The organism is Bordetella genomosp. 9, from assembly GCF_002261425.1.
In the GTDB taxonomy this organism is placed as follows: domain Bacteria; phylum Pseudomonadota; class Gammaproteobacteria; order Burkholderiales; family Burkholderiaceae_B; genus Bordetella_C.
Genome location: NZ_NEVJ01000001.1, coordinates 236,038 through 262,157, shown reverse-complemented (window position 1 = coordinate 262,157; position 26,120 = coordinate 236,038). Strand labels below are relative to the sequence as shown.

Below are 26,120 nucleotides of genomic sequence, written 5' to 3'. Positions count from 1 at the left end.
GTACGAGATGACCTCTACAGGCGCCACGGAGCCAGCCGCGCCTGCGCGAAACAACAAACTACCCATGGGCCTGGTCGCGGGATTCGCGGCGCTGGTGGTCGTGCTGCTGCTGCCCTTGCCGGCTGAATTGCCAGCGGCGGGCCATCGCATGCTGGCCATTCTGGTATTCGCGGTGGTGGTCTGGGTGACGGAAGCCGTTTCCTACGAAGCCAGCGCCATCATGATCACCACCCTGATGGCGTTCCTCCTGGGTACGGCGCCTGTCGTCGGCAATCCCGCTGCGCATTACGGCACGTCGGCCGCAATCAGCATGGCGTTGACCGGCTTCGCCAATTCGGCGCTGGCCCTGGTGGCCGGCGCGCTCTTCATCGCCGCCGCCATGACCTACACCGGCCTCGACCGGCGGATCGCGCTGGTGACGCTGTCGAAGGTCGGCACCAGCACGCGGCGCATCCTGGTCGGCAGCATCGCGGTCACCATCGTCCTCAGCCTCGTCGTCCCGAGCGCCACGGCCCGCAGCGCGGCGGTCGTGCCGATCATGATGGGCGTGATCACGGCATTCGGCGTCGACAAGCGCTCCAATATCGCCGCCGGCATCATGATCATCGTGGCACAGGCGACCAGCATCTGGAACGTCGGTATCCAGACCGCGGCGGCCCAGAACCTGTTGACGATAGGCTTTATGGAGAAGATGCTGCATGCGCGGGTGGCCTGGTCCGACTGGCTGATTGCCGGCGCGCCGTGGGCCATCATCATGTCCGCGATATTGATCTTCCTGGTCCTGAAGATGCTGCCCCCGGAACGCGACGATATTGCCGGCGGCAAGGAAGCCGTCGATAAATCGCTGCGCGAGCTGGGCCCCATGACCGGGCCCCAGAAGCGCCTGCTGGCCGTCTCCGTCCTGCTGCTGCTGTCCTGGGCCACGGAAGGCAAGCTTCACAGCTTCGACACCACCTCCACCACCTATTTCGGCCTGGTGCTGCTGCTGTTGCCCCGCGTCGGGGTGATGACATGGAAAGACGTCCAGTCACGCATCCCATGGGGCACGGTCATCGTGTTCGGCGTCGGCATCAGCCTGGGGACCGCGTTGCTGACGACCCGTGCCGGCCAATGGCTGGGAACACTGGTGGTGGCGCATACAGGCCTTGCGGACGTCGGTCCGCTGGGGATTTTCGCGATCCTGGCCGCTTTCCTTATCGTCATCCACCTGGGCTTCGCCAGCGCCACCGCGCTGACTTCGGCCATGCTGCCTATCCTGATTTCCGTCCTGGCGACCTTGCCGGGCGAATTCAACCGGCTGGGAATGACGATGCTGCTCGGCTTCGTCGTCAGCTACGGCTTCATCCTGCCGATCAACGCGCCGCAGAATATGGTGTGCCTGGGGACGGAGACATTCACCGCCAGGCAATTCGCCAAGGTGGGCATTGCCATCACCGTCATCGGATACGTGCTGATGCTTGGGTTCGGGATGACGTACTGGCGCTGGCTGGGATGGATGTAGGGTTCCTCCAGGTAAAGGAACGCGTGAAACAGATCAGCCTGTGCCGCCGACGCCCTTACAAGGCGCCGCTCAGCTCCGTCAGCACGTCATAAAACACCTGGAAGCGCTGCTTGCCGATGCGTCGCGCCCATTCGTCTTCGATCGCGTGCACAGTTGCGCGCTGGATTTCCGCGACCTTCCAGCCCTTCTCGGTCAGGGAAACGACGCGCGATGCCGCGCCCTCCACATTGATCCGACGGACGTAGCCCATTTCTTCCAACTGCTGCAAGAGGTAGTTCATTGCCTGCTTGGACATGCCCGCGCGTTGCGCCAGGTCTATCGGACGGGCGTTCTCGGGCGGCGGAAAACGGAACACTTTGAAGTGCGCGATCTGGATATCCGCGTAGCCCGCTTCGGCCAACGCGCTGCTCAGCCGCTGCTCCACCAGGGTCAGGCAATGGCGCAACCGCGCGCCGATGAGCGGGTCATCGGGATCAGGATCGCCGGCGAAGCGTCGGACAGCGGGGGATTGACGGTTGGCAGCCATATTAGTAAAGTGACTTTACCACATAGGACGACCGACATGGATACCGCGCAAGGCAAACTGATCACCATAGGCTCTTTATCGATGCGGTTCCTGGTCGATGGTCGAGACACCACGGGCCATATGGCGATGGCGGAAATGATCGTGCAGCCTCAGGCCAAAGTGCCGCCGCCGCATCGACATGTCGATGTCGACGAGACCATCCACATCCTGGAAGGATCATTGACCTACCGCGTCGATGACCGCGTCCAGGTCTTGAACGTGGGGGACCACTGTTTCTCGCCGCGCGGCAGCGTCCATCATTTCTCCAACCCCGGCGATGTTCCAGCCCGCGCGCTGGTGGTGTTCTCGCCCGCCAACATCGGTCCCGATTACTTCCGTGAAGTGGCCGGGGTACTGGGCGCCGGCGGTCCGCCGGATATCGCCATGCTGAAGTCAGTCATGAAACGTCATGGGCTGGAGTTGAGTGCCTGAAGGCGACGCGGACGCGCGGGCCAGCGCTCAGACCGGTGCGAAATCGGCCCAGAACAGCTGATCGTTGCCTACGTCGACGACGTCCTGACGGATGAATGTCAGCCGACCGGTATCGGCGACGTGAAAAGTGGCGAAACCCGCCGTGCAGTCGACGATGCGGCCGTCGTCGTGCATGAAGCGGCCAGCCTGGCGCGGGGCGGCGACGAGCAGCTTGCCGTCGGCGGTCAGCGCAAGACAGCGTGCGTGCAGGCCTTTCAGCGCCAGGCGCTGCATCTCCCGCGGCTCGCCGGTCTGGGCATCGAGGTGGAAGACCACGACGCTGTTCTCTCCGCAGGCCATCGCGTCGGCCGGCAGCCGACCCGAGCCGTCCGCGACCGGATGCGCGCGGTTGACGACGTAGACGTATCGGCCGGTGGGGTGGATCGCGATGGCGCCGCCCAGTTGCGGCCGCCTTACGTTGCCGGAGTCCTCCAGCAGCCCCACGTCCCAGCTCGGTTGGGGCGCGATGACGCCTTCCCGATAAGGGAATGCCGCCAGGCGGTTCTGGCGTTCCAGCACCGCATACAACAGATGCCCCCGCGGGTGGAAAGCGCAGTTGCGCGGGCCGAAACCGAAGCCGCCATTCGGCGCGACCGTCTGTGCGCATGCAAGCGTCTGGCCTTCGTCTCGCAGTACTCGCAAGGATCCCGGGTTCTCCGCGCTGGCCTTGCCTGCGTCATCGCCACGGCATGTCAGAAGCAGGTTCCGGCTGCCGGGCATCGGTATCACCTGATGCGGGAAGTACCCGACCAGTGCGGTACCTTCCGCCAGCAGCCGACGCCGCGGCGCCACGCGGCCATCGTCGTCGAGATCATGCAGGGTCACCGCGGCCGGACGGTTGTAGGCAAGCACGAGGCGCTTGCTTTCGTGGTCCACCGACGCATGCAGCGGGCGGTATGGCAGCGCGACCGGTTCAGCCACCATGCGCATACCGGTGCCGTCCAAGGACACCTGGACCAGGCAGTGACGGTCCCCCGGACTGGCGACGCCGCCATTGCTGCAGGCGACGTAGGCGATCGGCCCGGCCGGATGGAAGCAGGCGTATTGAACGGTGAGCGGCAGCGCCAGGCGGTCCCGCTCGACGAACCCATCGTCACTCAAGCGATAGCGGACAAGGCGGCGGCCTATGGATGCCAACAGGACCGCGCCTGGCAGGCGACGCCGGCCATGGTTCACCCGGGTGCTCATCGCATCGTCTCCGGTCTGTTGTTATCGATCAGGAATCGAATGATGATCAGCCGCACGCGCCCGCGCAACGCGTTACGGCTGGCGTAACATCGCGCCTGGAGACAACCGATACGCGGATGGAAAACCGTATGGCGAAATCGCACGCACCCACGGCGCCGGCGCGGTCGCCCGGGCCCGGGATCCTCAAGGGGCCCGCCGACATCCCGCCCGTCGCCGGCCAGGAGCATGTGCACGCCGTCGTCCGCGCCATGTCGCTGCTCAAGGCCTTCGACGGCGGCGACGAGGTGTTCCTTTCCCTGACCGAACTCGCCCGCCGCACGGGCATGCACAAGCCCACCGCGCTGCGGCTGGCCCGCACCCTGGCGCTGTCCCGATTCATGGTGCAGCGCGAAGACGGTGCGTGGCGGCTCGGCCCGGCCGCCGGCTGGATAGGCTCCCGCTACCAGGCGCAGTTCGACGTGGGCTCGGTCATCGAACCCATCCTGCGCAAGCTCTCCATGGAGACGGGCGAGAGCGCCTCGTTCTACGTGCATGAAGGCAATCTGCGCAGTTGCCTGATGCGCTGCGACGGCCCGAATGCGCGCCCCGACCATCCCCGGTCGGGCGAGCTCCTGCCGCTGGATCTCGGAGCGCCCGGGCGGACCATCCTCGCCGCGCTGGGCGAGCCGGGCGACCTCTACGAGCGCATCCGCCGCCAGGGCTATCACTGGGCGCGCGCCGAGCGCTCCACCGGCGCGGCCGCGGTGGCGGCGGCGGTGCGGGGCGCGCACGGAACGGTGCTCGGCGCCATCAGCACTTCCGGTCCGGTGGAGCGGTTGACGCCCGCCGTCCTGCGCAGGCTGGCGCCCGCCACAGTGGACGCCGCCAAGCGGCTGGGCGTGGCCCTGGGCGCCGTTCCCGCCACCGCCCTGCGGGCGACCTGGCACCCATGATGTTACGCAGGGCGTAACGAATTGCCGGCATGGGCCGGCGTGATTTCCAATGCGGCCTTTCTGCAGGCTATGCAGAGGTCACACGGAACGCCCATGACGACGACCCTACCGCGCCAACAGCTCGGGCCCGCGCCCAACGCCCGGCGCCATATTCCTCCCCGGCTGCGCGGCATTCTTTCACTGGGCGACCTGGAAGAGGCGGCGAAGCGGGTGCTGCCGCGGCCGATCTTCGGCTATCTGCAGGGCGGGGTCGAGGACAACGTCACCTTGCAGGCCAACGTCGCAGCCTTCCGGAAGTGGATGTTCCGCACCAATGTGCTGGTCGACGTGTCCGCCCGGGACCAGGAGCGGACGCTGATGGGGCAGGCATACCGGGCGCCGTTCGGGATCGCGCCCATGGGGCTATGCGCGATGTTCGCCTTCGACGGCGACGTCATCATGGCACGCGCGGCCGAAGCCGCGGGGATTCCTTATGTGCTGAGCGGCGCGTCGCTGACCCGCATGGAAAGGGTCGCCCAGGCGGCGCCGACCTGCGGCTGGTTCCAGGCTTATATCCCGGGCGAGCAGGCGCATATCGAAGGCTTGCTCCAGCGTGTGGAAAAGGCTGGGTTCAAGACCCTGGTCATCACCGTGGATACGGCCACGCTGGCGAATCGCGAGAACAACGTCCGGGTGGGCTTCACCACGCCTCTGCGGCCCGGGCTGCGGCTGGCCTGGGACGGCCTGCTTCGTCCGCGTTGGCTGCTGGGCACGCTGGGACGCACGCTGGTCAGGCACGGCATGCCGCATTTCGAGAATGCCGGCGCGGGAAGAGGCGTGCCCATCATCTCGCGCAGCGTGGTGCGCCAATTCGGCCTGCGCGACCACTTGAACTGGGAACACCTGGCGCTGGTGCGCCGGCAATGGCGCGGCAAGCTGGTGGTGAAGGGGTTGATCTCCGCCGCCGACGTCATGCGCGCGGAGCAGGCGGGCGCGGATGGGGTGATCCTGTCCAACCACGGCGGCCGCCAGCTCGACGGCACCGCGCCGCCGATGCTGGTGCTGCCCGAAGCGGTCAAGGCCAAGGGCCGCATGGCCCTGATGCTGGATAGCGGCATCCGGCGCGGCACGGATGTCCTGAAGGCGTTGGCGCAGGGGGCGGACCACGTCTTCGTGGGACGGCCGATGGCCTATGCCGCCGCGGTCGGCGGCCAGGCAGGCGTGGCCCATGCCATCACCCTTCTGCGCGACGAGATCCATCGCGACATGGCTTTACTGGGGGTCGGCGATCTCGACCAACTCAGTACGGATCACCTCGTCGCAACCTAGCGCGAGGCATGCAGGCAAACACTTTCAAAACTCATCAAACGGGAGACTCGCCATGAACCTTCAAACTCACCGCCGCGGCTTTGTCGCCGCGGCCCTCGCCGCCGGCCTGCTCGCGCATCCGCTGGCCGGCTGGGCGCAGAAGTCCAACTATCCCGATCGCGCCGTAAGGGTGATCGTGCCCTTCGTGCCGGGCGGCAATGCCGACAGCAGCGCGCGCATTTTCGCCGAGGCGTATGGCAAGCAGCTGGGCCAGACCTTCATTGTCGAAAACAAGGGGGGCGCGGGCGGCATGATAGGCGCGACCCAGATGGTCCGAGCCGCGCCAGACGGCTATACGATCATGATCGGCACCACCGGCCCCATCGTGTCGAGCTGGCAGCTGGCCGGCAAGACCGCCAGCTACAGCCTGAAGGACATGAAGCCGGTGGCCCTGCTGACGCAAGTGCCTGGCGTCATCGTGACCAAGGCGGACTCGCCGCTGAAATCCTATGCGGACCTGGTGGCCTATGCGAAGGCCCACCCCGGCACATTGAAGTTCGGCCATCCTGGCAATGGCACGGCGGGCCACGTCAACATCCTGCAGATGCAGAAGGCGCTGTCCCAGCAGTTCGTCATTGCGGCCTACCGGGGCGCGGGACCGGCGGTGCAGGATCTGTTGGGCGGCCAGCTGGACGCCGTCGCGACCGACCTGCCGTCGGCGCTGCAGTTGATCAAGGCTGGCCAATTGCGCGCCCTGTCCGTGGTCTTCCCCCAGCGCGTGGCGTCCTTGCCTGACGTCGCCACCATGGCGGAACTGAAGCAGCCGGAGGTGGATATCGCACCGTTCACGGCGACCATGGCCCCCAAGGACACACCGCCCGAGGCAATTGCGCGCCTGGTCGACGCCAGCAATGCCGCGCTGGACGATCCCGCGGTCCGCGGGCGCATCGAGGACATCGGCGGCGTGCCGGTCAAGATGAGCGGCGTGCAATTCGACCAGTTCCTGGATCGCCAGGCCGAGACGTATCGCGCGCTTATCGCGTCGGGGCTGTTGAAGGTGGAATGACGCGGGCCGGCCTGGCAAGCGCCCATTGCGGATCAGAGGTCAAAGCGAACGGGCCACCTCGGCGACCAGGGTGCGCAACCAGGTGTGGGCCGGGTCCTGCCGATAGCGCACATGCCAGGCGATGTGGAGTGGGAAGGTTCCCAGATCGACAGGCGTGGGCAGTACCTTCAGGCGCGCATCCTGTGACAGCCGCCGGCAGATCAATTGCGGCAGCGTCGCGCAATAATCGGTGGCGGCGACGATCTCCGGAATCGAGGCGAAGTGCGTGACTGAAGCCACTACGTCCCGCTTGAGCCCTTGCCGCTCCAAGGCCTGGAACAGGCCCGCGCGCAGCCGCCCCGGCGGCATCACGTTGACGTGCCTGAGTCCTTCGTATTGGGCCCGGGTGATGCGCGAACCGACGACAGGATGGTCCGCGCGCACCACGCAGGCCAGGCCGTCGTCGGCCACGTGCTGTACGACAAGATTGTCCGGCGCATCATTGATACGGCCCAGCGCCATCGCGGTGTTGCCTGAAATCACACCCGTTTCGGTCAGGTCGGTGCCATAGGGCAACGTACGCAGGCGGATGCCCGGCGCCAGTGCGCTCAGGCGGGCGACCAGGGCGGGCACCAGAACGAATTCGACGTAGCTGTTGGGCGCGATCGTGACGATGTGGTCGGCGCGCGACGGATCGAAGGCCTGCTGGCCCAGCACGACGGTATCCATCGCGGCAAGCGCCTGCGCCAGCGTCGGCGCCAGCGCTTCGGCCTTTGCCGTGGGGCGCATGCCGTAGCGCTCGCGGATGAACAAGGGATCCTGCAGCATGGTGCGCAGCCGTGCCAGCGCATTGGACAGCGCGGCCTGGGTCATGCCCAGCCGGTCGGCGGCGCGGGTCACGCTGCGCTCCTCCATCAAGGCGACGAAGATCGGCAGCAGGTTCAGGTCGTATCTCATCCAGCTATATTCTCACAGATAATTCTTAAATCCATTAAATAAATTGGATGAATTACTAGCCGACGCCCATCATTCGTTCATTCCATCCACGAACGGAGAGCGTCATGACCTTGAAGAACCTCATCACCGGCCACCTGGGCTTCGGCACCGCGCCACTCGGCAACATGTTCCGCGCCATCCCCGAGCCCGAGGCCCGGGCCACCGTCGACGCCGCCTGGCAGGATGGCATCCGCTTTTTCGATACGGCGCCTTTCTACGGCGCCGGCCTGGCGGAAGCGCGCCTGGGCAATGCGTTGGCCGGCCGCGACCGCGATAGCTACGTGCTGGCCACCAAGGTCGGCCGGCTGATCCTCGACGAGGTCGAAGACGTCTCGGCGCGTGACCTGGGCGAGAAGGGCGATGTGTTTCGCCACGGACGTCCCAACCGCATCGTCAACGACTACTCGGAAGCCGCGACGCTGCGTTCGATCGAGGACAGCCTGCAACGCCTGAAGACGGACCGGCTCGACATCGTATGGGTGCATGACGTGGCCCAGGACTTCTACGGCGACGAGTGGCTCGGGGTCTTCGAGACCGCGCGCAAAGGCGCGTTCAAGGCACTCGATCGCCTGCGCGACGAAGGCGTGATCGGCGCCTGGGGCCTGGGGGTGAATCGGGTGGAGCCGATCGAACTGCTGCTCGACCTGCAGGGCCCGCGGCCCGACGGCTTCCTGCTGGCCGGCCGCTACACGCTGCTCGATCATGCCCGCGCCCTGCAGCGGGTGATGCCGAAGGTGGCCGAGCGCGGCCTGGGCATCGTGGTCGGTGGCCCCTATAGCTCAGGCGCGCTGGTCGGCGGCCCGAACTTCGAATACGCCCCGGCGACGCCGGAGATCCTGGAACGTGTGCGGGCGATCAAGGCGATCGCCCACAGCCATGGCGTGAGCATGAAGGCGGCGGGACTGCAATTCTCGCTGGCGCATCCGGCGGTGGCTGCCGTCATCCCCGGCGCCAGCCGCCCCGAGCGTATCGCCGAGGATCGCGCCGGCCTGCAGGCGAACGTGCCGGCCGACTTCTGGCGCGAGCTGCGCCAGGCGCGGCTGGTGCACCCGGAAGCGCCGCTGCCGCAGGGCGTTTGAACACGCTCGAGCCAACCCAGGCATCAGGAGAGACCATCATGTTCAACGAAGCCTACGAACCCCAGTGCGCATCGGCCAAGGTGCATTGCACCGATGCGCGCCAGATCAGCCGCAGGACCCTGACACTGCTGGCGCTGGCCCTGGGGACCTTTTCGATCGGGACGTCCGAATTCGCCAGCATGGGACTGCTGCAGTTGTTCTCCGCGGGACTGGACCTGGACCTGACTGGCGCCACGCACGCCATTGAAGCGTATGCCTTGGGCGTGGTGCTCGGCGGGCCGGCGGTCACCATCCTGGCCGCCAAGCTCAACCGCAAGAATCTGCTGTTGATCCTGATGGCGGTCTTCGTACTGGGCAACGTGCTGTCGGCGTTCGCGGCTGGACTGGGCAGCTTCACTTTGGCGCGCTTCGTGAGCGGTATTCCGCAAGGCGCTTACTTCGGCGCCGGCGCCGTGGTGGCCTCCTACATCGTCGGACCGGGACAAGGGGGACGCGCCTTCGCACTGGTGATGACCGGACTGACCATCGCCACGATCGTCGGCTCGCCGCTGGCTACCCTGATGGGCCAGACCCTGGGTTGGCGCAACGCCTATCTGGCCGTGGCTGCGCTGGGCGTGCTGTCATTGCTGGCGCTATGGGCCTGGGTACCGCGTTCCGCCGCGCTGGACGGTGGACCGGTGCTGCAGGAACTGCGAGCGCTGAACCGGCCGGCCGTCTGGGCAATGGTGCTGGTCGCCGCCCTGGGCGTGGCGAGCATCTTCGCGGTCTACACCTTCATCGGTCCGCTTGTCACCCAAGGCTCCGGGCTCGGCGAGCGCTGGATCCCGATCGCGCTGGGCCTGTTCGGCGTGGGCATGACCGTGGGCAACATCTACGGCGGCCGATTGGCCGACCGCCATCCGTCGCGGGGCCTGCTGATCGGCTTCGGCAGCGCGCTGCTTGCCCTGGCGCTGTTGGCGCTGGGCGGCGGGAATGCCTGGGTATTGATGGCGGGCCTGTTCGCGGTCGGCGCGACGATGATGGTGGCGATCCCGACCATCCAGGTCCGGCTGACGCAGGCCGCGCCAGACGCCCCGACGTTGATGGGCGCGATGAATCTCGCCGCCCTGAACGTGGCCAACGCCGTTGGCGCCTGGGCGGGTGGGCAGGCCATCGCGCAGGGCAGCAGCCTGCTGTCGGCCGTATGGGCAGGCTTCGCGCTGACGGCGGCAGGCTTGGCGCTGTACGCATGGACTGAACGGCATCGCGTCGATTTGGCGCGGGCCCAGGAAACACTCCGACGCAAAGATGGCCGAAAATTGGCAGATGATGAAGGATGTGGAGTTCAGGGCCAGGACTGATCTGGCAAAGTCTCCGGCTTACCGCGCGGCACGCGTTTATAGTGCCGGGATACTTGCGGAGCAGACCGATGCGCAATATCAACGAAGACACGATTACACAGGCGGTGATCGCGTCCATGTCGCAGTGTGAAAACGACCGCCTGCGCGCCGTCATGACCAGCCTCGTGCAGCATCTGCACGCATTCGCCCGTGAGGTGAAACTCACGGAACAGGAGTGGTTCCACGCGATCCGCTTTCTGACCGAGGTCGGCCATATCACCGACGAGCACCGGCAGGAGTTCGTGTTGCTGTCCGACACGCTCGGGCTGTCCATGCTGGTGACCTCGCAGAACAATCGCAAGCCGCCCGCATGCACCGAAGCGACCGTGCTCGGGCCCTTCTTCGTGCCGGACGCCCCGGAATACGCGTTGGGCGACGACATCGCGAACGGCGCCGCCGGCATGCCATGCTTCGTCAGCGGCAGCGTGGCCGGCATCGATGGCGAGCCGGTCGGCGGGGCGCAACTCGATGTATGGCAATCCGACGAGGACGGCTTCTACGACGTCCAGCACGAAACGGACGCCGACGGCCGCATCGTGCCGCAAGCACGCGGCCGCCTGCGCACTGCCGCGGACGGCACGTTCCATTTCCGCTCCATCCTGGCGGAGGCCTATCCGATTCCTCACGATGGCCCCGTCGGCAAAATGCTGGAAGCGCTGGGCAGGCATCCGTGGCGGCCCGCGCATCTGCACTTCTGGATACAGGCGGCAGGCTACGAACCGCTCATCACGCATGTGTTTCGCGACGGCGACCGCTACCTGGATTCCGACGCGGTGTTCGGCGTTCGTTCCTCGCTGGTCGTCGACTGGGAACGCCACGAGGCGGGCATCGCTCCCGACGGCACGACGTCGGACACACCTTTCTACACGCTCGACTACCGCTTCGTATTGAACCCGCTCGAGGAAACCGCATGAAGGCGGCGCGCGGCGGCGACATTCGCGTCGCACGGAAACAGGTCGACTACCCCATCGAGGACGCCAACCATGCATGCCAGTGAGTTTGTCTACGGCGGCCGCGCCGTACGCGTCGTGTTCGGCGCGGGAAAACGCGCGACCATCGCCGACGAGGCACGATTGCTGGGCGCCGGACGCGCACTCGTCATAAGCGGCGCGGAGCAGCGCGCGTTGGGCAAATCACTGTGCGACACGCTCGGTGACGCCTGCGCGGGCCTGTTCGATCGCGCGGCGATGCATGTGCCTGCCGAGCTGGCGCGCGAGGCGCGCGAACTGGCCACGCAAGTCCGCGCCGACTGCATCGTTGCGGCCGGAGGAGGCTCCGCGATCGGCCTGGCGAAAGCCATTGCGTTGACCAGCGGATTGCCGATCATCGCAGTACCCACGACATACGCCGGTAGCGAAATGACGCCCATCTACGGCCTCACCGAAGATGGCCTGAAGCGCACCGGCAATGACTTGCGTGTGCTTCCCAAGACCGTTATCTATGATCCCGAGCTGACGCTGAGCCTGCCGACCGCGCTGTCGGTGACGAGCGGCATCAATGCGATCGCGCATGCCGCCGAAGGCCTCTATTCGCGTGACGCCAACCCGGTGACGGACCTTTTCGCGCACGAGGGCATCGCCGCACTGGCCGGCAGTCTGCCGATCATCGTGCGCGAACCGTCGAACATCGAAGCACGCGCCAGGGCGCTGTACGGCGCCTGGCTGTGCGGAACGGTGCTGGGCGCGGTCGGAATGGCGCTGCATCACAAGCTGTGCCATACCCTGGGCGGAACGTTCGATCTGCCGCACGCGCCCACGCACACCGTCGTGCTGGCGCACGCGCTGGCGTACAACGCCAGCGCCGCCCCGCATGCGATGGCGCGTATCGCGGACGCGCTCGGTTGTGACGACGCGCCCACGGGCATCCATCTATTGGCGCGCGAACTTGGCGCGCCTGTGTCGCTTGCCGCGCTCGGCATGCGCGAAGCCGATCTCGACCGCGCCGCCGATCTGGCCTGCCAGAATGCCTATTGGAATCCCCGCCCGATCGAACGGGCACCGATACGCGCGCTGCTGCAGCGCGCGTTCGATGGCAGCCTCAGAACCGATACGCCCCGCGCAGGCTGAGCTCCTGGTTGGTGAAATGCGATGCCAGCTGCGCCTGGTACTCCATGCGCAGCTCATACTTGTCCTTGGCGTAGAGCTGGACACCCGCACCCAGGTTCAGCATGCGATTCGGCAGGGAAGACTTCGACGTGAACGTGATCCCGTCGCCTTCGCCTTCCGAGAACGACACCTTGCTGCGCGAGCCGCTGTTGTCCAGGAACGTGCCGCCGACGGACACGAACGGACGCAGCCAGCCGAAGCGGCCGGCGTCGACGCGGGTGCCGACTTCGATCATCGGCGAAATCGCGAAGGTCCATTGCTTCAGCGAGCTGGTCTTCAGCGTCGCGCCGTCGCCGCTCAGCGTATAGCCGGGCATGTAGCTGTGTAGCACATCCAGGTCCGCATAGGGCCGCACATACCAGTTGTCGGCCACGACCTCGTAGGCCGCGCGCAACCTCATGCCGGCGGTCCAGACGTCATTGCGGGCTTCCGCTTTCCACATATCGTCGCCGATGACGAACAGGGAATCGGAGTCATAGCTGCCGTATCCGGCGTGCAATGCGCCCGCCAGCAGCCACGGGCCGCTCTGGTGCTTCAGCGACACGGAGACGTCGCCACCTTGTCCCCGCACCGACGTCATACGGTCGTTGGTGTGCATGGAATTGGTGTTGTAGGCGCCCGTGACCCCGAAGAACCAGTCCGGGCGGATCTCCCACTGCCCGCCCAGGCGATAGCTGATGCCGTTCTGCCAGAAGCCGTCACCCGCCGAACTGCTGCTCTGGGTCGTGCGCGAGCCGGTGATGCGTGACCACACGCATTGCGTTTCGCGCAGGGTGACGCCGTCGCCGTCGAAGACCGGGCAGCTCAGGGCGGCGTTCAGGGACTTGCGGCCGGCCAGCGTCTGGCGGGTGGCCACCTGGGCCAGGTCTTCGGTGGCGGTCAGGCTGTTGAGCGCGCTGGCGTATTTATCAGGCGAGTCGATATTCGCCATGGCCGCGAAGAAACCGGCCACCCCTGGGTTGCTGGCGTCCCAGGCGCTTTGCAGGCTGCTGACCAGCGAGCGTTCGGTGTTGGTGAGATCGCTGGGCGCCTTGCCCGCGAAATCCGCCGACGGCGAAATCGAGACGGTGTTGCCGGTCTGCGTCGCCGACCAGGAAATCGGGCTGGCGGGGTTGGCCCCGGCGGTGGCCGGCTGCCTCACCACCAGGGAATCCGCAGACAACACCTGGAAGGTGCCGGGCAGCAGGCCATCCACGGCGTGGGGCTGGATCGCCACGCCGTCCACGAATATCCTGGCGCCCTTCAACACGTCGGCGTTGGGCGTACCCGGCGCCGCCAGGCTGTTGACGTCCACCAGCAGGGCGCCGCCCAGGAGCACGTCGACCTTGTTGACCGTCGCGGTGGAAATCGTGTCCACGCCGCCCACGTCGAAGCTGCCGGCGTTGTAGAACCAGCCCGCGCCATTGCTGACGTTGACCATGCCGCTGCCGCCGGACACATAGGTGCCCCCGGCCTCGTTGCGGAACTCGTTCCACTCCGTGGTGTTGTTGCGGGCCAGGTTGATGTCGCCCACCACGGTGCCGTAGTTGCGCACCGATTCCTGGCCGAAGGTCGATACGATGGCGTGGCCCGAAAGCGCGCTGACGTACGACCCGGCTCCGATGGTGATGACGTTGGACTTGCCGCCGTCGATGGCAATGGCCGCGCCGTCGCCGGAACCGCCTTGCAGGACGCCCGTGTAGTCGACGCTGATCTTGCCACCGGCACGGGTGGGATCGAGCGCGCCGGTGCTTTGCTGGAAGCCGCTCTGGGCGAAGATGCCATACGAATCGGCGCCGTTGGTCTTGATGTCGCCATTCAGCTTCACCCAGATCTCGCCGCCGGTGCCCTGGGAAGCGCTGCGCTGGTTCAGGCTGGTCGTCAGGGCGTTCAGGACGTTGTTGACCGTGTCCTTGTCATTGCCGAACAAGCGCGCCACGCCTTGCAGGTCTTCCGGCACCTTGTCGATGTTGTCCAGCAGCGTGCCGGTGCCGCCCGTCGCCTTGACGACGGCAGTCAGCGCCGTGGCGGTTTTTTCCAGCGCGGCGCGCGCGGTGGTGTCGGTCTTGAGCAGCTCGCTGACCGTGCCGCCACCGCCGCCCAGCGATTGCGCGACCACGCCATGCGCCTTGGCGCCTTGCGTCTGAATGGTGGTGGCGCCTTCGATCGTGCGGACTTCGATATAGCCGCCGTCGCCGCTGGTGCCGCCGCTGTTGCCGAACACCGGCAGCGTATAGCCCTGCAGCACCGACGCGCCGCCGTAGCCGCCGCCGCCGCCGATGGACTGCGCATACACGGCCGTGGAGTAGTCACCGGCGGTGCGGATCGAGGCATTGTTGCCCAGCTCCACCTTGACGACGCCGCCGTTGCCGGAAGAGCCGCCCTTGCCGCCATAGGACGCCGCATACTTGACGCCGCCGGGGCTGCCCGCGGCGTTGGAGATGCCGCCGCCGCCACCGACGGACTGCGCGAAGATGCCGAATGCGGCCAGGCCTGATGTCGTGACGGTGCCGCTATGGGTGACCGTCACCGCACCGCCGCCGCCGGACATGCCGCCGGAACCGCCGAGCGTGAAGCTGCCGGATTTGGACGAAGGCTTCTTGCCGGCATCCGTCGACGCCGCGGGGATTTTTTCGATCCCGACGGCCTTCAGCAGTTCCTTCAGCGAGCCCGCGGAAGCAGCCTTTTCATCCGTGGCCGCGGGGGCGTCGGCGTCGCTGGGCGGCGGGGCCATCATGAAGGCGCCACCGCCGCCGCCCACGCTTTGCGCGACGATCGCGTGCGCCTCGTCGCCCCGGGTCTGGATGGTGCCGCTGTTCTGCACCGTTACCGCGCCGCCGTTGGCGCCGCTGCCGCCGCTGCCGCCGGCGGTGAAGTTGATCACCAGGTTCTTGTTGTCGCTGCTGAGGGCGCCGACGCCGATGCCGCCGCCGCCGCCCACCGACTCGGCGAAGACACCGTAGGATGCGCCGCCGTAGGTCTGGATGGTGCCCTGGTTCTTGACGATGACTTCGCCGCCGACGTTGCCGGAACCGCCCTTGCCGCCGAGCGTACCGCCCAGGTTCGTTTTGTTGGTGCCGGACGAGTACGCGACGCCGCCCTGCCCGCCGCCGCCGCCGATGGACTGCCCGAGCACGCCGTACGAGATGTCGCCGGTGGTCAGGATCCTGCCCCCGTTGGTCAGGTTGACCTGGCCGCCGCGATTGCCGCTGCCGCCGTCGCCGCCCATGGACAGCGTCAGGGAGACATTCGGCCGTTTCACCGAACCCTTGGACTGCTGGTCCAGGTATTCGTTGATCTTCTTGCCGGACGCCTGCATCTCCTTGTAGAACTCGGAGTTCTTGAAGGCATCGTTGAGCGACTTGTAGGTGTCGGTGTTCTGGATGTCCTTGATGAGGGCATCCAGGTTTTCCTTGGTCTCGGCGTTCTTCTTGTCGCCCGCCCATTTCTGGTAGGCCTCCACGCCGATCGCTTTCTTCAGCGTGGCGTAGATTTCGCCGACCGTGTCCGGCGCGTCGTCGGGCGCGGCGAGATTGCCGCCGTTGCCGCCGCCACCGCCGATGGACTGCGCGAAGAGGCCATGGGATGCATTGCCGTAGGTTTCGATCGCGCCGGCGTTGGTGACGTCGACCTTGCCGCCCGAACCGCCCGCGCCGCCCTTGCCGCCGAACGACAGGTTGACCGAGAACGTGCCGCTGGCCGCGGCCGAACCGCCGCCGCCCGTGCCGCCGCCGCCGCCTATGCTTTGAGCCAGCACGCCATCGGCCTGCGCGCCACGGGTGCGCAACAGGCTCGTGGACGCCAGGTCGGCCTTGACCAGGCCGCCGTCGCCGCCGTTTCCGCCATTGCCGCCGATGGCATCGACGATAGCCACCGAATCGGCCAGCGGCAGCTTCTGCACCAGGCTGTCGAGCGTCTTGTCGAACGACAGGCCGGACGATGCCGAGGCATTGACCGCGCCGCCGTTACCGCCGCCGCCGCCCACGCTTTGCAGCAGGATGCCGGTGGCGCTCGTGCCGCGCGTCTCGATCGTGCCGCGGTTCTCGGCCGTCACCGTGCCGCCCTTGCCACCGCCCTTGCTGTTGGTGCCGCCTATGGTTTGGCCGAAGGTGATGGTCCGGTAGAGGCTGAGGGCGTCGGCCGCCGCGGACGCCGCGCCCGCGTTGCCGCCACCGCCGCCGATGCTCTGGACGTGCATGCCGATGGCGCTCTCGCCATGCGTGGAGACAGTGCCGTCGTTGTAGCCGCGCGCTTCCCCGCCCGAGCCGCCGCCGCCACCGCTGCCGCCTATGGTGTTCGTCACGTTGAACGCCGTGGCGCCCGGCGCGGCGATCGCCAGCCCGTAGGCGTATGCGTTGCCCGCGTTGCCGCCGCCGCCGCCTATGCTTTGCGCGAGGATGCCCGTGGCGCCGACGCCCAGGGTTTCGATGCCCGCGTTGATGTTTTCCGCGCGGGCGTACGCGCCCTGCCCACCGTCGCCGCCCGAACCGCCGATGGCGTTGGTCAGCGTGATCGAAGGCAAGGGCTCGCCCGACGGCGTGACCGCGGGCAAGGCGACCGCGAACGCGCTGGCGCCGCCGCCCGTGCCGCCGCCCCCGCCTATGCTGGATGCCTGCAGCGCGAACGCCGCTTCGCCGCCAGTGCGGATCGCGGAGTTGTTGCGGATGCTGGCCTGCCCGCCCGAGCCGCCCTTGCCGCCGGAGCCGCCGGTGGCGGACGACGCCGACAAGCCGGGACTGACCGAGCGCGACGTCGCATAGCCGCCGGCGCCGCCGCCGCCGCCGATGGACTGCGCCAGCACCGCCGTGGCATGGTCGCCCGAGGTTTCGATGCTGCCCATGAAGCTTTCGAAAGAGACGTTCCCGCCGTTGCCGCCGCCACCGCCCGCGCCGCCCAGCGCCACCGCCAGGAAAGCCGTGGAGCTGGAAGCCGCGCCGCCCGTCCCGCCGCCGCCGCCGACGCTTTGCAGCAGCGCGCCGTAGGCGTAGTCGCCGGCCGTCACGAGGACGCCGCGATGCTCGACCTTCACATCGCCGCCGACGCCGCCCTGGCCGCCCGTGCCGCCGCTGGTGAACGGCAGGATGCCGCTGTTGCCGCCCGAGCCGCCGCCTTTGCTGATGGCGGGCTGCGTCGCGTAGAAGGCGTCCAGCGCGCTGCCGCCGCCTATGCTTTGCGCCATGATGCCGGTCGCGCCGGTGCCCGAGGTCCTGATGGTTCCGTAGTTGGTGATGGAAACCAGGCGTCCGAGGCCCGCGCCGCCGCCATCGCCGCCGGAGACGAAAGCCGCACCGCCGCCGCTGCCGCCCACGCCGCCGACGGACTGCGCCATGATGCCGAAGCCGTAATCGCCGCGCGCGTTGATGGACCCATAATTGACGGCGGTGACCACGCCGCCGGCGCCGCCCTTGCTGCCGGGGGTGCCCGACGTGAAGGCGCCGTTGGCGCCATTGCCGCCCGCGCCGCCCACGCTTTGCAGGATGACCGCGGCGGAGTTGCTGCCGTTGGCGGAGATGGAACCCCAGTTGGTGAAGCCCACACTGCCGCCGGTCCCGGCGTTGGACGGGTAGCCGCCGCTGTTGGTCGCCCGGCCGCCGTTTCCGCCCAGCGAACTGGCGGATACCGCGGGCGCCAGCGAGCCGCTCACCCGAACATCCGCGCTGCCGTCGAAGACAACCGACACCGCGCCGCCCGAACCGCCGCGGTCCGTGTCGACACGATAGTCGTACGTGCCGTCGGAAGAAGGCGTTCCGTTCTTGCTGACGCCGGCCGCGCCGCCCTGCGACAGCACCCGGATGGCCGGCAGCGCGCTCGTGCGCGGCGTGGCGTCGCTGTTAGCGGTGATACGCGAACCGATCTGCACCGTCACGGGCCCGCCATCGCCGCCGCGCGCGATGCCGCCTTCGGTTTCCGTCCATGACGTGTAGCCGATGCCGCCCGTCCCGCCGATCGAATAGGCGTTGATCAGCGGTTTGGCTTGGGCGGAGGCGCCGAGCGTGCCCGCGATATCGGATCCCTGCGGCACGGTCAGCCAGACGGAGCCGCCAGAGCCGCCGACCTTGCCGGGCAGGTTGTGGAAGACGCCCTTGCTGTACACCGACCCGCCGGCGCCGCCGACGGAGCCGATCTCCAACGCCGGCGCGCCCACGCCCTGGATAGGTCCGGGCTGGGTCCAGGAGACGGGATCGGCATTCTTTCCTGGCGTGGCGTCGGTCCAGCCGAAGGCCGTTTCGCCATCACGGCCGTCGTCGCCATGGCGAACGATGTTGACCGCCGGGTCCGCGCCGGCGGGCGCGCCCGCGAGCATTCCCAGCGATGCCAGTAGCGCCGCGGCACCACGCTGGCGCGGCGCGCGACGGCCCTTGTTGGCCACCGGCTGACTGTCTGCTCCCCGCCGTCCTGCCCGACCCGATTTAGCCTGTCCCATGCTCTTCCGTTTAATCTGGTAACAACTAAGGTAAGTTAATCTTAATTCTTAAACAGACCTTAATGTTTTAGAGCAGACGGAAATTTCCTGCCTAAATAGCCGGTTTGGCGGCGAAATTCCTCTTGCAAAGGGATAAAGCGCCTATCTTCCGGGAAACCGTCGCGAAAGTATCCCAACGTGCACGCCACCCCTGCGCCGGCCACCCGTAACGGACGTGGTAGCTAAACGACAGCTTTGTGGAGAAAAAGGAACAGGTGCGCGACCCGTGCGGCCGCGCAAAGGCGTCGACGCGCCCGGCCTATCGCCCGCTCTTGGGGAAGAGCGCGATGAAATCCAGCAGCTTTTCGCCCAGCAGGTTCACGTGGCCGCGCATGGCATCCGCCGCGGCTTCTTCATTGCCGGTGGCGATGGCGCGCAGCACGTCATCGTGTTCGGTCAGGGTGGCCGCGCGGCGGCTGGGCTTCTGGGTGACGAGACGGCGGTAGGCGCCGATGCGATTGCGCAGCGCCCGCGTCTGTTCGGCGAGAAATTCGTTCTGCGAGGCCTCGTAGATGGTCTCGTGGAAACGGCGATTCACTTCGTAGAAATCCGCGACGCGGTCGGTCTTGGACAACTCGATCAATTCATCATGCAGCGCGCTCAGCGTTGCCAGCTGCGACGCTGAGATACGGCGCGCCGCCATGCGCGCGCAGAGGGACTCCAGTTCGGCCATGACCTGGAACATCTCGATCAGGCGCGAGGCGGGCAATTCCACGACGACGGCGGGCTGGCGCGGCCGTATCCGGATCAACCCGGCCGATGCCAGATGCCGCAGGGCCTCGCGCACCGGCGTGCGCGACACGCGGAAGCGGGCCGCGAGCTCGACCTCGTCCAGCCTGGCCCCAGGGGCCAGGTGGCCGGAGAAGATCTCGCTTTCCAATACCTGCTGGATGCGCACCGACCGGCTGGCCGGCGCCGGCGCGCCGTCGTCGGCGGCCTGGGCTGCTTCCTGATCCGGGACTGCTGCGTTCACGGGACTCCTTCGCTGTGTGGGCCGGGGGCGGCGAATCCGCGGGCGACCGACCCGTGACCAGCCCGCGGCCGGCCGAACCCGACGAGCCTCATTATAGCTTCTCTTGCATACAACAAACACAACTTTGTATGCACGGTTTCGTGGCGTCCATGAGCCATGTTGTGCACTGGTTTGAAGCATGGCGGCCGTGCAATTCCCCTATGAGCGCGAGAAAAATTGGCATGGATGTTGCATTGCCTAGGCATGTGGCGGACGGACGCAAGTTGGACCGCCAGGACTGCATCGGCATAGCTGGCCCCATCAATGTATGCAAGCCAGCGCCACCAACACTCCACGTGTACAGGAAGGGAAGGACAGATGGAATTGGGCTTGAAAGGCAAATCGGCGCTGGTGACCGGCGGCTCCAAGGGCATCGGCCTGGCGACGGCGCACAGCTTCGCCCGCGAGGGCGTCGCGACCCTGCATCTGGCCGCCCGGTCCGAGGAAGGGCTGGCCGCCGCGCGCGCCGCGCTGACGGCCGCCTATGGCGTGACCGTGCACATCCACCCCATGGACCTGGCGTCGAACGAGAACGCGCTGGAACTGGCGCGGCGCTGCGCCGAGGTCGACATCCTGGTGAACAATGCCGCCGATTCCGCGGCCGGCCCCTTGCACAAGCTGTCGGACCAGATCTGGCGGGACAGCCTGGACATGAAGATCTTTTCCTACGTCACCCTGTCGCGCGAACTCTATGCGCACATGAAGCGTCGCGGCGGCGGCGTGATCGTCAACGATATCGGCAATTCCGGCGAAAACCCCGATGCAGACTACATCGTCGGCACCACGGGCAATGCCGCGATGATGGCCTTCACCCGCGCGCTGGGCGGCCGCAGCCTGGATGACGGCATACGGGTCGTGGGGGTCAACCCCGGCCCGGTCGCGACGGACCGCATGGTCAAGCTGATGAAGCGGCGCGCCCTGGACTGGTACGACGACGAAAGCCGTTGGGAAGAACTCTTCGACAAGTATCCGGGCAAGCGGCCGGCGTCGGCCGAAGAGGTCGGCGACCTGATCGTCTGGCTCTCGTCGGAACGCGCCGGCTACATCACCGGCACCATCGTGACCATAGACGGTGGCATCGCGTCGCGCCGCTCCATCATCTGAGGAAGACAGGCATGCGCGGTTTCGAACAGAGAAACGCCTATTTCGATCGGCTGTGCAATACGCCGGGCCTGATGTGGCTGGGGCAGAACACCAATCACTTCGAGCCTCATCCCGCCGTGCTGCAGGCGGTCACGGACGCCCTGACGCGCGGCGATTACCACGCGTACGCGCCGCCGGCCGGGTTTGAAACGCTGCGCAAGCTGATCGTCCAGGACGCGGGCGTGCCGGATGCCTGCGCCTTCGTCACCGATGGCGCCGTGCAGGCCCTGTACAGCGTGTGCCGCCACGTGTGCCGGCCGGGCAAGGACTTCGTCACCACGGATCCCAGCTGGGCCTGGCCGATGCACTTCGCCCGGCAGGCCGGCTCGCGCGTCGTCGAACTGCCTATCTACGATGCCAGCCAGCAGTACAAGCTGACGCCGGCCCAGTTGCGCGCGGCGGTCGGCCCGGACACCGCCGTCATCTACCTGGTCGATCCCAACAACCCGCTGGGCACCTGCCACACCGAGGACGAGATCCGCGAGATCGCCGAGATCGCACGCTCGGTCGACGCCTACCTGATCCACGACGCGACGTACTTCCACTTCGCCGACGCGCATACGCCGGCGTACCGCTTCTATCCCGAGAAGACCATCATGACCTACAGCTTCTCGAAGTGGCTGGGGCTGGCGGGCATGCGGCTGGGCGCGGTGATTTCCAATCCCGACATCATCGAGGAACTGGCGAATGCGCCGCCCAACAACCTGGGCAGCAACGTGCTATCGCAGCGTGCGGCGATCGCGGGCCTCGAAACCAAGGCCGAATGGTTCCCGGACGTGCAGCGCCGGCAGCGCCGAAACCAGGCGGCCGTCGCCCGGGCCGCGGCCGCGGTTCCCGGCCTGCATCTGCCCGTCTATCCGTCACAGGCCAATCTGGTGGTGATGGAGACGGTGGACGCCGGCATCCGTCCCGAAGCGCTGGTGGCCGCCTACCAGACGCAGGGCGTCATGATCCGCCAGGGCACCTACCACACCAAGCGCTTCGGCGACCGCTTCGTCAAGATCAGCCTGACCGTGCCGGAAGCCTGGGCCGACCGCTTCTGCGAGCTCCTGCCCGAGATGGTCGAACAGGCCCGCCGCCTGCCCGCCGCCACCGATCTTTTCTAGGAATCCAGGCATGCCCACCATCACCACGCGCGACGGCCATACGCTGCACTACGAAGAAGCGGGCAGCGGCACGCCCATCCTGTTCGTCCATGAGTTCGGCGGCGACTGGCGCAGCTGGGAGCCGCAGATGCGCTATTTCGCGCGCCGCTATCGCTGCATCACCTACAGCGCCCGCGGCTACGCGCCTTCGGACGTCCCGGCGTCGGTGGACAGCTACTCCCAGGAAATCGCCGTCAACGATATGGTGGACGTCATGGATGGACTGGGCCTGGGCAAGGTGCACGCCGTCGGACTGTCCATGGGCGGCTTCGCGGTCCTGCACTTCGGCCTGCGCCATCCCGAGCGCGCCCTGTCGCTGGTGGTGGCCGGCGCCGGCTATGGCGCGGAAAAACAGTACGAAGACTATTTCCGCCAGGTCTCCTGCGACGTCGCCGACAAGTTCGAGCAGCTGGGATCGGCCGTGTTCGCCGGGACCTATGCCGAAGCCGCGTCGCGCATCATCTTCCAGCTCAAGGATCCGCGCGGGTGGCAGGAATTCGCGCGACAGCTGGCCGAACACGACGCCACCGGCTCGGCCAACACCATGCGCGGCGTGCAGGCGCGGCGTCCGTCGATCTACGACCTGGAAGCCGAGCTCAAGGCGATGACGCTGCCCACCCTGGTGGTCGTGGGCGACGAAGACGACCATTGCCTGCAACCGGGCATCTTCATGAAGAAGACGATACCGGCCAGCGGGCTGCTGGTGCTGCCCAAGACCGGCCATACGCTGAACCTGGAAGAGCCGGCGATGTTCAACCAGTTCGTCGCGGAATTCCTCGCCACGGCGGAGCAGGGCCGCTGGATGCCGCGCGATCCGCGTTCCGCGCCGTCGCAGATCATGAAGACCTCCTGACATGACGGTCGGCACGCAAGCACCGTCCGCCTGGGTCGATCGAGGGCGGCTGATGAAGCGCCTGGATGCGCTGGCGCGCATCGGCGCGACCGCCGCGGGCGGCGTCGACCGGCAGGCGCTGTCGGCCGAAGACGCGCAGGCCCAATCGCTGATGGCCGAATGGGGCACGGCGCTGGGCTTGCAGGCCAGCCGCGATGCGGTGGGCAACTTCTTCCTGCGTTGGCCGGGCAGCGTGGCGGGCTTGCCCCCGCTGCTTGCCGGGTCCCACCTGGACAGCCAACCCACCGGCGGCCGCTACGACGGCGTCTATGGCGTCGTGGCCGCGCTGGAAGCGGTGCAGGCGCTGCAAGCGGCGGGCGTGCGGCCGCGTCGCGCCATCGACGTCGTGGCCTGGATGAACGAAGAAGGCTCGCGCTTCGCGCCCGGCATGATGGGCTCGGCCGTCTTCGCGGGCGAGCGTGAACTGGAAGACACCCGCGCGGTGCGCGACGCCGGCGGGATCTCGGTCGGCGACGCCCTGGACGCCACGTCCGAAACGCTGCGCCACCTGCCGCAACGCCCCTTGGGCGGCGCGGTGCACGCCTACATCGAAGCGCATATCGAACAGGGCCCCGTCCTGGAACGCGAAGGCCTGCCCATCGGCGTGGTCAGCGGCATCCAGGGCAAGCATACGTTCCGCGTCCAGGTGCGGGGCGAGGCCGCGCACGCCGGCACATCGACCCGCGCGGAACGCAGGGACGCCCTGCTGGCGGCCACCGCCATGGTGCAGGCGCTGGCGGCGGCATTGCACGATGAAGACGACGTCGTGAAGTTCACGGTGGGCCGCTTCGACGTGCGGCCCAGCGCCCCGTCGGTAGTGGCCAGCGACGTCGTGTTCTCCATCGACCTGCGCCATCCCGACAGCGACGAACTCATGCGCCTGTCGGCCCTGGTCGCGCCGGCCTGCGAGGCGCACGCCGGTCCCTGCGACGTTCGGGTGCAGCGGCTGTCGGCCGCGGATTCGCTGGTCTTTCCGGAAAGCATGCGCGCGCGGATACGCGCGGCGGCGGACGCGCTGGCGCTGCCGCACCGGGACCTGATTTCGGCCGCCGGCCACGATGCGCGCTACCTGCACGCCATCTGCCCGTCGGCCATGATTTTCGTGCCGTGCCGCGACGGCATCACCCATAACGAGGCCGAGTACGCCGAACCCGAGCACCTGCATGCCGGCGCCCGGGTGCTGGCCGACGTACTCGCGGACCTTGCGACAGAGGAAGCGCCATGAACATCGCCATCCGATCCGCCCTGCCGGCGTCTCATCCTACGCCCCATGCGCAGACCGATGCGACGCAGCGGGCCGCGGCCCCCACGCGCGCGACCGCGGCGCAGCCCCTGCTGGCCCTGTCGGGAATTTCCAAGACCTTCGGCACGGTACAGGCCCTGCGCGAGCTGGAAGTGGATATCGCCCCAGGCGAGTTCGTGACCGTCGTGGGTCCCAGCGGATGCGGCAAGAGCACCCTGTTCAACATCGTCGCCGGGCTGGAAGAGCCGGATGCCGGCGGCCGCATCGACTTTCTGGGCAAGCCCTGCCGCGCGCGCGACCTGCTGGGCAAGGTGTCCTTCATGCCGCAGCGCGACCTGCTGCTGCCCTGGCGCAGCGTCATCGACAACGCCATCCTGGCCGTGGAGATGGAAGGCGCACGGCGCAGCGATGCCCGCCGCGCCGCGCTGGACATGCTGCCGGAATTCGGCCTGGCCGGTTTCGAAAAGCAGTATCCGCACGAACTGTCCGGCGGCATGCGCCAACGTGTCGCGCTGATGCGCACCTTCATGTTCAACCGCGACCTGATGCTGCTGGACGAACCCTTCGGCGCGCTGGACGCGCTGACCCGCAGCATGATGCAGCGCTGGCTGCTGGACGTGTGGCAGAAGCATCGGCGCACCATCCTGTTCATCACGCATGACGTGGACGAAGCGCTGTTCCTGGGCGATCGCGTGCTGGTCATGACGGCGCGGCCCGGCCGCGTCAAGCTGGAGCAGAAGGTTTCCCTGCCGCGCCCGCGCCTGCCCGATATCGTCACGTCGCCCGAGTTCATCGAACTCAAGCGCACCCTGCTCGGCGCCATCGAGGAAGAAAGCCTGAAGTCATTCACCGCGGCCGGCGCGGCCCAGGGGCAATCATGAGCGGCGGCCACGCAACCCGCACCGGCGCCTCGCTGCCGCCCTGCCCCGCCGGCATGCCCGCCGCGGAATGGGAAGCCCGCGTGGCGCTGGCCGCGTGCTACCGGCTGGTCGCGGCATTGAAGATCGACGACCTGATTTACAACCACATCAGCCTGCGGCTGCCGGGCGCGGACGACCGCTTCCTGATCAACCCCTACGGCATGCTGTTCGAGGAAATCACCGCGTCCAGCCTGGTGCTGATCGACACGCATGGCCGCAAGCTGCGCGACACGCCGTACGACGTCAACGTGGCAGCGTTCGTGATCCACGGCGCGATCCACCAGGCCCGCCACGATGCGATGTGCGTGCTGCACACGCATTCCGACGCCAGCGTGGCGGTATCGGCCCAGCGCGACGGCCTGCTGCCGCTATCGCAGTTCGCCATGCGCTTCCACGGGCACCAGGCCTTCCACGATTACGAAGGCGTGGCCATCGACCTGGACGAACAGCAGCGATTGGTGGCCGACCTCGGCGCGCATCCCGTCATGCTGATGCGCAACCATGGCCTGCTGACGCTGGGACGCACGCCAGGCGAAGCCTTCATGCTGCTGTACTACTTCGAACGCGCCGCGCGTATCCAGCTCGCCATGCAGGCCGCCGTGGCGGGGGGCGCCGGGCCCATCGTCGTGCCGGACGCAGACGTATGCGAGAAGGCCGCGCGCCAGTTCTGGCACAACGAAGGCGACATCCTGGTGGCCGGCGAGCGCGAATGGCCGGCGCTGGTGCGGCAGCTGGATCGCACCGATCCCTCATACAAGCAATAGCAATTCTTTTC

Annotated in this window: 20 protein-coding genes; 15 read left to right on the top strand and 5 right to left on the bottom strand. The window is 67.4% G+C overall.

The features are described 5' to 3' along the window. The first annotated feature begins 7 nt into the window (after window positions 1–7). Window positions 8–1,501 (top strand): DASS family sodium-coupled anion symporter, encoded by a 1,494-nt coding sequence (locus CAL26_RS01135; protein WP_094845121.1) that lies wholly within the window; start codon window positions 8–10, stop codon window positions 1,499–1,501. A 55-nt stretch (window positions 1,502–1,556) separates the two neighbouring features. On the opposite strand, the gene CAL26_RS01130 is transcribed toward CAL26_RS01135, so the two are convergent. Next, window positions 1,557–2,027, bottom strand: a complete 471-nt coding sequence (locus CAL26_RS01130) for a MarR family winged helix-turn-helix transcriptional regulator (protein WP_143277330.1) — start codon at window positions 2,025–2,027, stop codon at window positions 1,557–1,559. A 36-nt stretch (window positions 2,028–2,063) separates the two neighbouring features. Here CAL26_RS01130 and CAL26_RS01125 point away from each other — a divergent pair, with 36 nt between their 5' ends. Beyond that, entirely contained in the window at window positions 2,064–2,498 is a 435-nt protein-coding gene (locus CAL26_RS01125) for a cupin domain-containing protein (protein ID WP_094845119.1), read from the top strand. A gap of 27 nt (window positions 2,499–2,525) precedes the next feature. Here the strand turns inward: CAL26_RS01125 and CAL26_RS01120 are convergent, their stop codons facing one another. Beyond that, a complete protein-coding gene (locus CAL26_RS01120) occupies window positions 2,526–3,725 on the bottom strand; it encodes a lactonase family protein (RefSeq protein ID WP_094845118.1) in 1,200 nt (399 codons plus the stop codon). Between the two features lie 128 nt (window positions 3,726–3,853). Between CAL26_RS01120 and CAL26_RS01115 the strand changes: the two genes are divergently transcribed. From CAL26_RS01115 to CAL26_RS01105, 3 genes are all read left to right on the top strand, one after another. Further along, window positions 3,854–4,657, top strand: coding sequence for an IclR family transcriptional regulator (locus CAL26_RS01115; protein WP_094845117.1), 804 nt, complete (start codon window positions 3,854–3,856; stop codon window positions 4,655–4,657). A 93-nt stretch (window positions 4,658–4,750) separates the two neighbouring features. Next, complete coding sequence (locus CAL26_RS01110; RefSeq protein ID WP_094845116.1) at window positions 4,751–5,965, top strand: alpha-hydroxy acid oxidase; 1,215 nt, start codon at window positions 4,751–4,753, stop codon at window positions 5,963–5,965. A gap of 52 nt (window positions 5,966–6,017) precedes the next feature. Further along, window positions 6,018–7,010, top strand: a complete 993-nt coding sequence (locus CAL26_RS01105) for a tripartite tricarboxylate transporter substrate binding protein (RefSeq protein ID WP_179283199.1) — start codon at window positions 6,018–6,020, stop codon at window positions 7,008–7,010. A 39-nt stretch (window positions 7,011–7,049) separates the two neighbouring features. Here the strand turns inward: CAL26_RS01105 and CAL26_RS01100 are convergent, their stop codons facing one another. Further along, window positions 7,050–7,946 (bottom strand): LysR family transcriptional regulator, encoded by an 897-nt coding sequence (locus tag CAL26_RS01100; RefSeq protein ID WP_094845114.1) that lies wholly within the window; start codon window positions 7,944–7,946, stop codon window positions 7,050–7,052. Between the two features lie 104 nt (window positions 7,947–8,050). Between CAL26_RS01100 and CAL26_RS01095 the strand changes: the two genes are divergently transcribed. From CAL26_RS01095 to CAL26_RS01080, 4 genes are all read left to right on the top strand, one after another. Continuing rightward, the gene (locus CAL26_RS01095) at window positions 8,051–9,064 is read left to right on the top strand and encodes an aldo/keto reductase (RefSeq protein WP_094845113.1); all 1,014 of its coding nucleotides are present in this window, start codon (window positions 8,051–8,053) and stop codon (window positions 9,062–9,064) included. A gap of 38 nt (window positions 9,065–9,102) precedes the next feature. Continuing rightward, complete coding sequence (locus tag CAL26_RS01090; protein WP_094845112.1) at window positions 9,103–10,404, top strand: MFS transporter; 1,302 nt, start codon at window positions 9,103–9,105, stop codon at window positions 10,402–10,404. A gap of 68 nt (window positions 10,405–10,472) precedes the next feature. Continuing rightward, on the top strand, window positions 10,473–11,357 hold the full coding sequence (locus CAL26_RS01085; RefSeq protein WP_094845111.1) for an intradiol ring-cleavage dioxygenase: 885 nt from the start codon (window positions 10,473–10,475) through the stop codon (window positions 11,355–11,357). A gap of 69 nt (window positions 11,358–11,426) precedes the next feature. Beyond that, window positions 11,427–12,509 carry a maleylacetate reductase gene (locus CAL26_RS01080; protein WP_094845110.1) on the top strand — a complete coding sequence of 361 codons (1,083 nt, stop codon included), beginning with the start codon at window positions 11,427–11,429 and terminating at the stop codon, window positions 12,507–12,509. Here the strand turns inward: CAL26_RS01080 and CAL26_RS01075 are convergent. Beyond that, a complete protein-coding gene (locus CAL26_RS01075) occupies window positions 12,481–18,897 on the bottom strand; it encodes an autotransporter outer membrane beta-barrel domain-containing protein (RefSeq protein ID WP_143277329.1) in 6,417 nt (2,138 codons plus the stop codon). The genes CAL26_RS01080 and CAL26_RS01075 overlap by 29 nt on opposite strands. Window positions 18,898–19,249: 352 nt before the next feature. After that, window positions 19,250–19,963, bottom strand: coding sequence for a GntR family transcriptional regulator (locus CAL26_RS01070; RefSeq protein ID WP_256987849.1), 714 nt, complete (start codon window positions 19,961–19,963; stop codon window positions 19,250–19,252). Between the two features lie 369 nt (window positions 19,964–20,332). Between CAL26_RS01070 and CAL26_RS01065 the strand changes: the two genes are divergently transcribed. Genes CAL26_RS01065 through CAL26_RS01040 form a run of 6 tightly spaced genes read left to right on the top strand, consistent with a single transcriptional unit; the run spans window position 20,333 to window position 26,109 of the window. Beyond that, window positions 20,333–21,106 (top strand): short-chain dehydrogenase/reductase, encoded by a 774-nt coding sequence (locus tag CAL26_RS01065; protein WP_256987848.1) that lies wholly within the window; start codon window positions 20,333–20,335, stop codon window positions 21,104–21,106. An 11-nt stretch (window positions 21,107–21,117) separates the two neighbouring features. Next, entirely contained in the window at window positions 21,118–22,251 is a 1,134-nt protein-coding gene (locus CAL26_RS01060) for a pyridoxal phosphate-dependent aminotransferase (RefSeq protein WP_094845106.1), read from the top strand. Window positions 22,252–22,261: 10 nt separating this feature from the next. Further along, window positions 22,262–23,143 (top strand): alpha/beta fold hydrolase, encoded by an 882-nt coding sequence (locus CAL26_RS01055; RefSeq protein ID WP_094845105.1) that lies wholly within the window; start codon window positions 22,262–22,264, stop codon window positions 23,141–23,143. Window positions 23,144–23,195: 52 nt separating this feature from the next. Next, on the top strand, window positions 23,196–24,407 hold the full coding sequence (locus tag CAL26_RS01050) for a M20 family metallo-hydrolase (protein WP_256987846.1): 1,212 nt from the start codon (window positions 23,196–23,198) through the stop codon (window positions 24,405–24,407). Beyond that, on the top strand, window positions 24,404–25,306 hold the full coding sequence (locus CAL26_RS01045) for an ABC transporter ATP-binding protein (RefSeq protein WP_094845103.1): 903 nt from the start codon (window positions 24,404–24,406) through the stop codon (window positions 25,304–25,306). The genes CAL26_RS01050 and CAL26_RS01045 overlap by 4 nt, the downstream gene beginning before the upstream one ends. Continuing rightward, the gene (locus tag CAL26_RS01040; RefSeq protein ID WP_306437081.1) at window positions 25,303–26,109 is read left to right on the top strand and encodes a class II aldolase/adducin family protein; all 807 of its coding nucleotides are present in this window, start codon (window positions 25,303–25,305) and stop codon (window positions 26,107–26,109) included. The genes CAL26_RS01045 and CAL26_RS01040 overlap by 4 nt, the downstream gene beginning before the upstream one ends. Window positions 26,110–26,120 lie beyond the last annotated feature (11 nt).

Bases quoted from the DNA above. Each gene is read 5' to 3' on its own strand.
- CAL26_RS01135 (WP_094845121.1), top strand. From the start codon at position 8: ATGACCTCTACAGGCGCCACGGAGCCAGCCGCGCCTGCGCGAAACAAC.
- CAL26_RS01130 (WP_143277330.1), bottom strand. From the start codon at position 2,027: ATGGCTGCCAACCGTCAATCCCCCGCTGTCCGACGCTTCGCCGGCGAT.
- CAL26_RS01125 (WP_094845119.1), top strand. From the start codon at position 2,064: ATGGATACCGCGCAAGGCAAACTGATCACCATAGGCTCTTTATCGATG.
- CAL26_RS01120 (WP_094845118.1), bottom strand. From the start codon at position 3,725: ATGAGCACCCGGGTGAACCATGGCCGGCGTCGCCTGCCAGGCGCGGTC.
- CAL26_RS01115 (WP_094845117.1), top strand. From the start codon at position 3,854: ATGGCGAAATCGCACGCACCCACGGCGCCGGCGCGGTCGCCCGGGCCC.
- CAL26_RS01110 (WP_094845116.1), top strand. From the start codon at position 4,751: ATGACGACGACCCTACCGCGCCAACAGCTCGGGCCCGCGCCCAACGCC.
- CAL26_RS01105 (WP_179283199.1), top strand. From the start codon at position 6,018: ATGAACCTTCAAACTCACCGCCGCGGCTTTGTCGCCGCGGCCCTCGCC.
- CAL26_RS01100 (WP_094845114.1), bottom strand. From the start codon at position 7,946: ATGAGATACGACCTGAACCTGCTGCCGATCTTCGTCGCCTTGATGGAG.
- CAL26_RS01095 (WP_094845113.1), top strand. From the start codon at position 8,051: ATGACCTTGAAGAACCTCATCACCGGCCACCTGGGCTTCGGCACCGCG.
- CAL26_RS01090 (WP_094845112.1), top strand. From the start codon at position 9,103: ATGTTCAACGAAGCCTACGAACCCCAGTGCGCATCGGCCAAGGTGCAT.
- CAL26_RS01085 (WP_094845111.1), top strand. From the start codon at position 10,473: ATGCGCAATATCAACGAAGACACGATTACACAGGCGGTGATCGCGTCC.
- CAL26_RS01080 (WP_094845110.1), top strand. From the start codon at position 11,427: ATGCATGCCAGTGAGTTTGTCTACGGCGGCCGCGCCGTACGCGTCGTG.
- CAL26_RS01060 (WP_094845106.1), top strand. From the start codon at position 21,118: ATGCGCGGTTTCGAACAGAGAAACGCCTATTTCGATCGGCTGTGCAAT.
- CAL26_RS01055 (WP_094845105.1), top strand. From the start codon at position 22,262: ATGCCCACCATCACCACGCGCGACGGCCATACGCTGCACTACGAAGAA.
- CAL26_RS01050 (WP_256987846.1), top strand. From the start codon at position 23,196: ATGAAGCGCCTGGATGCGCTGGCGCGCATCGGCGCGACCGCCGCGGGC.
- CAL26_RS01045 (WP_094845103.1), top strand. From the start codon at position 24,404: ATGAACATCGCCATCCGATCCGCCCTGCCGGCGTCTCATCCTACGCCC.
- CAL26_RS01040 (WP_306437081.1), top strand. From the start codon at position 25,303: ATGAGCGGCGGCCACGCAACCCGCACCGGCGCCTCGCTGCCGCCCTGC.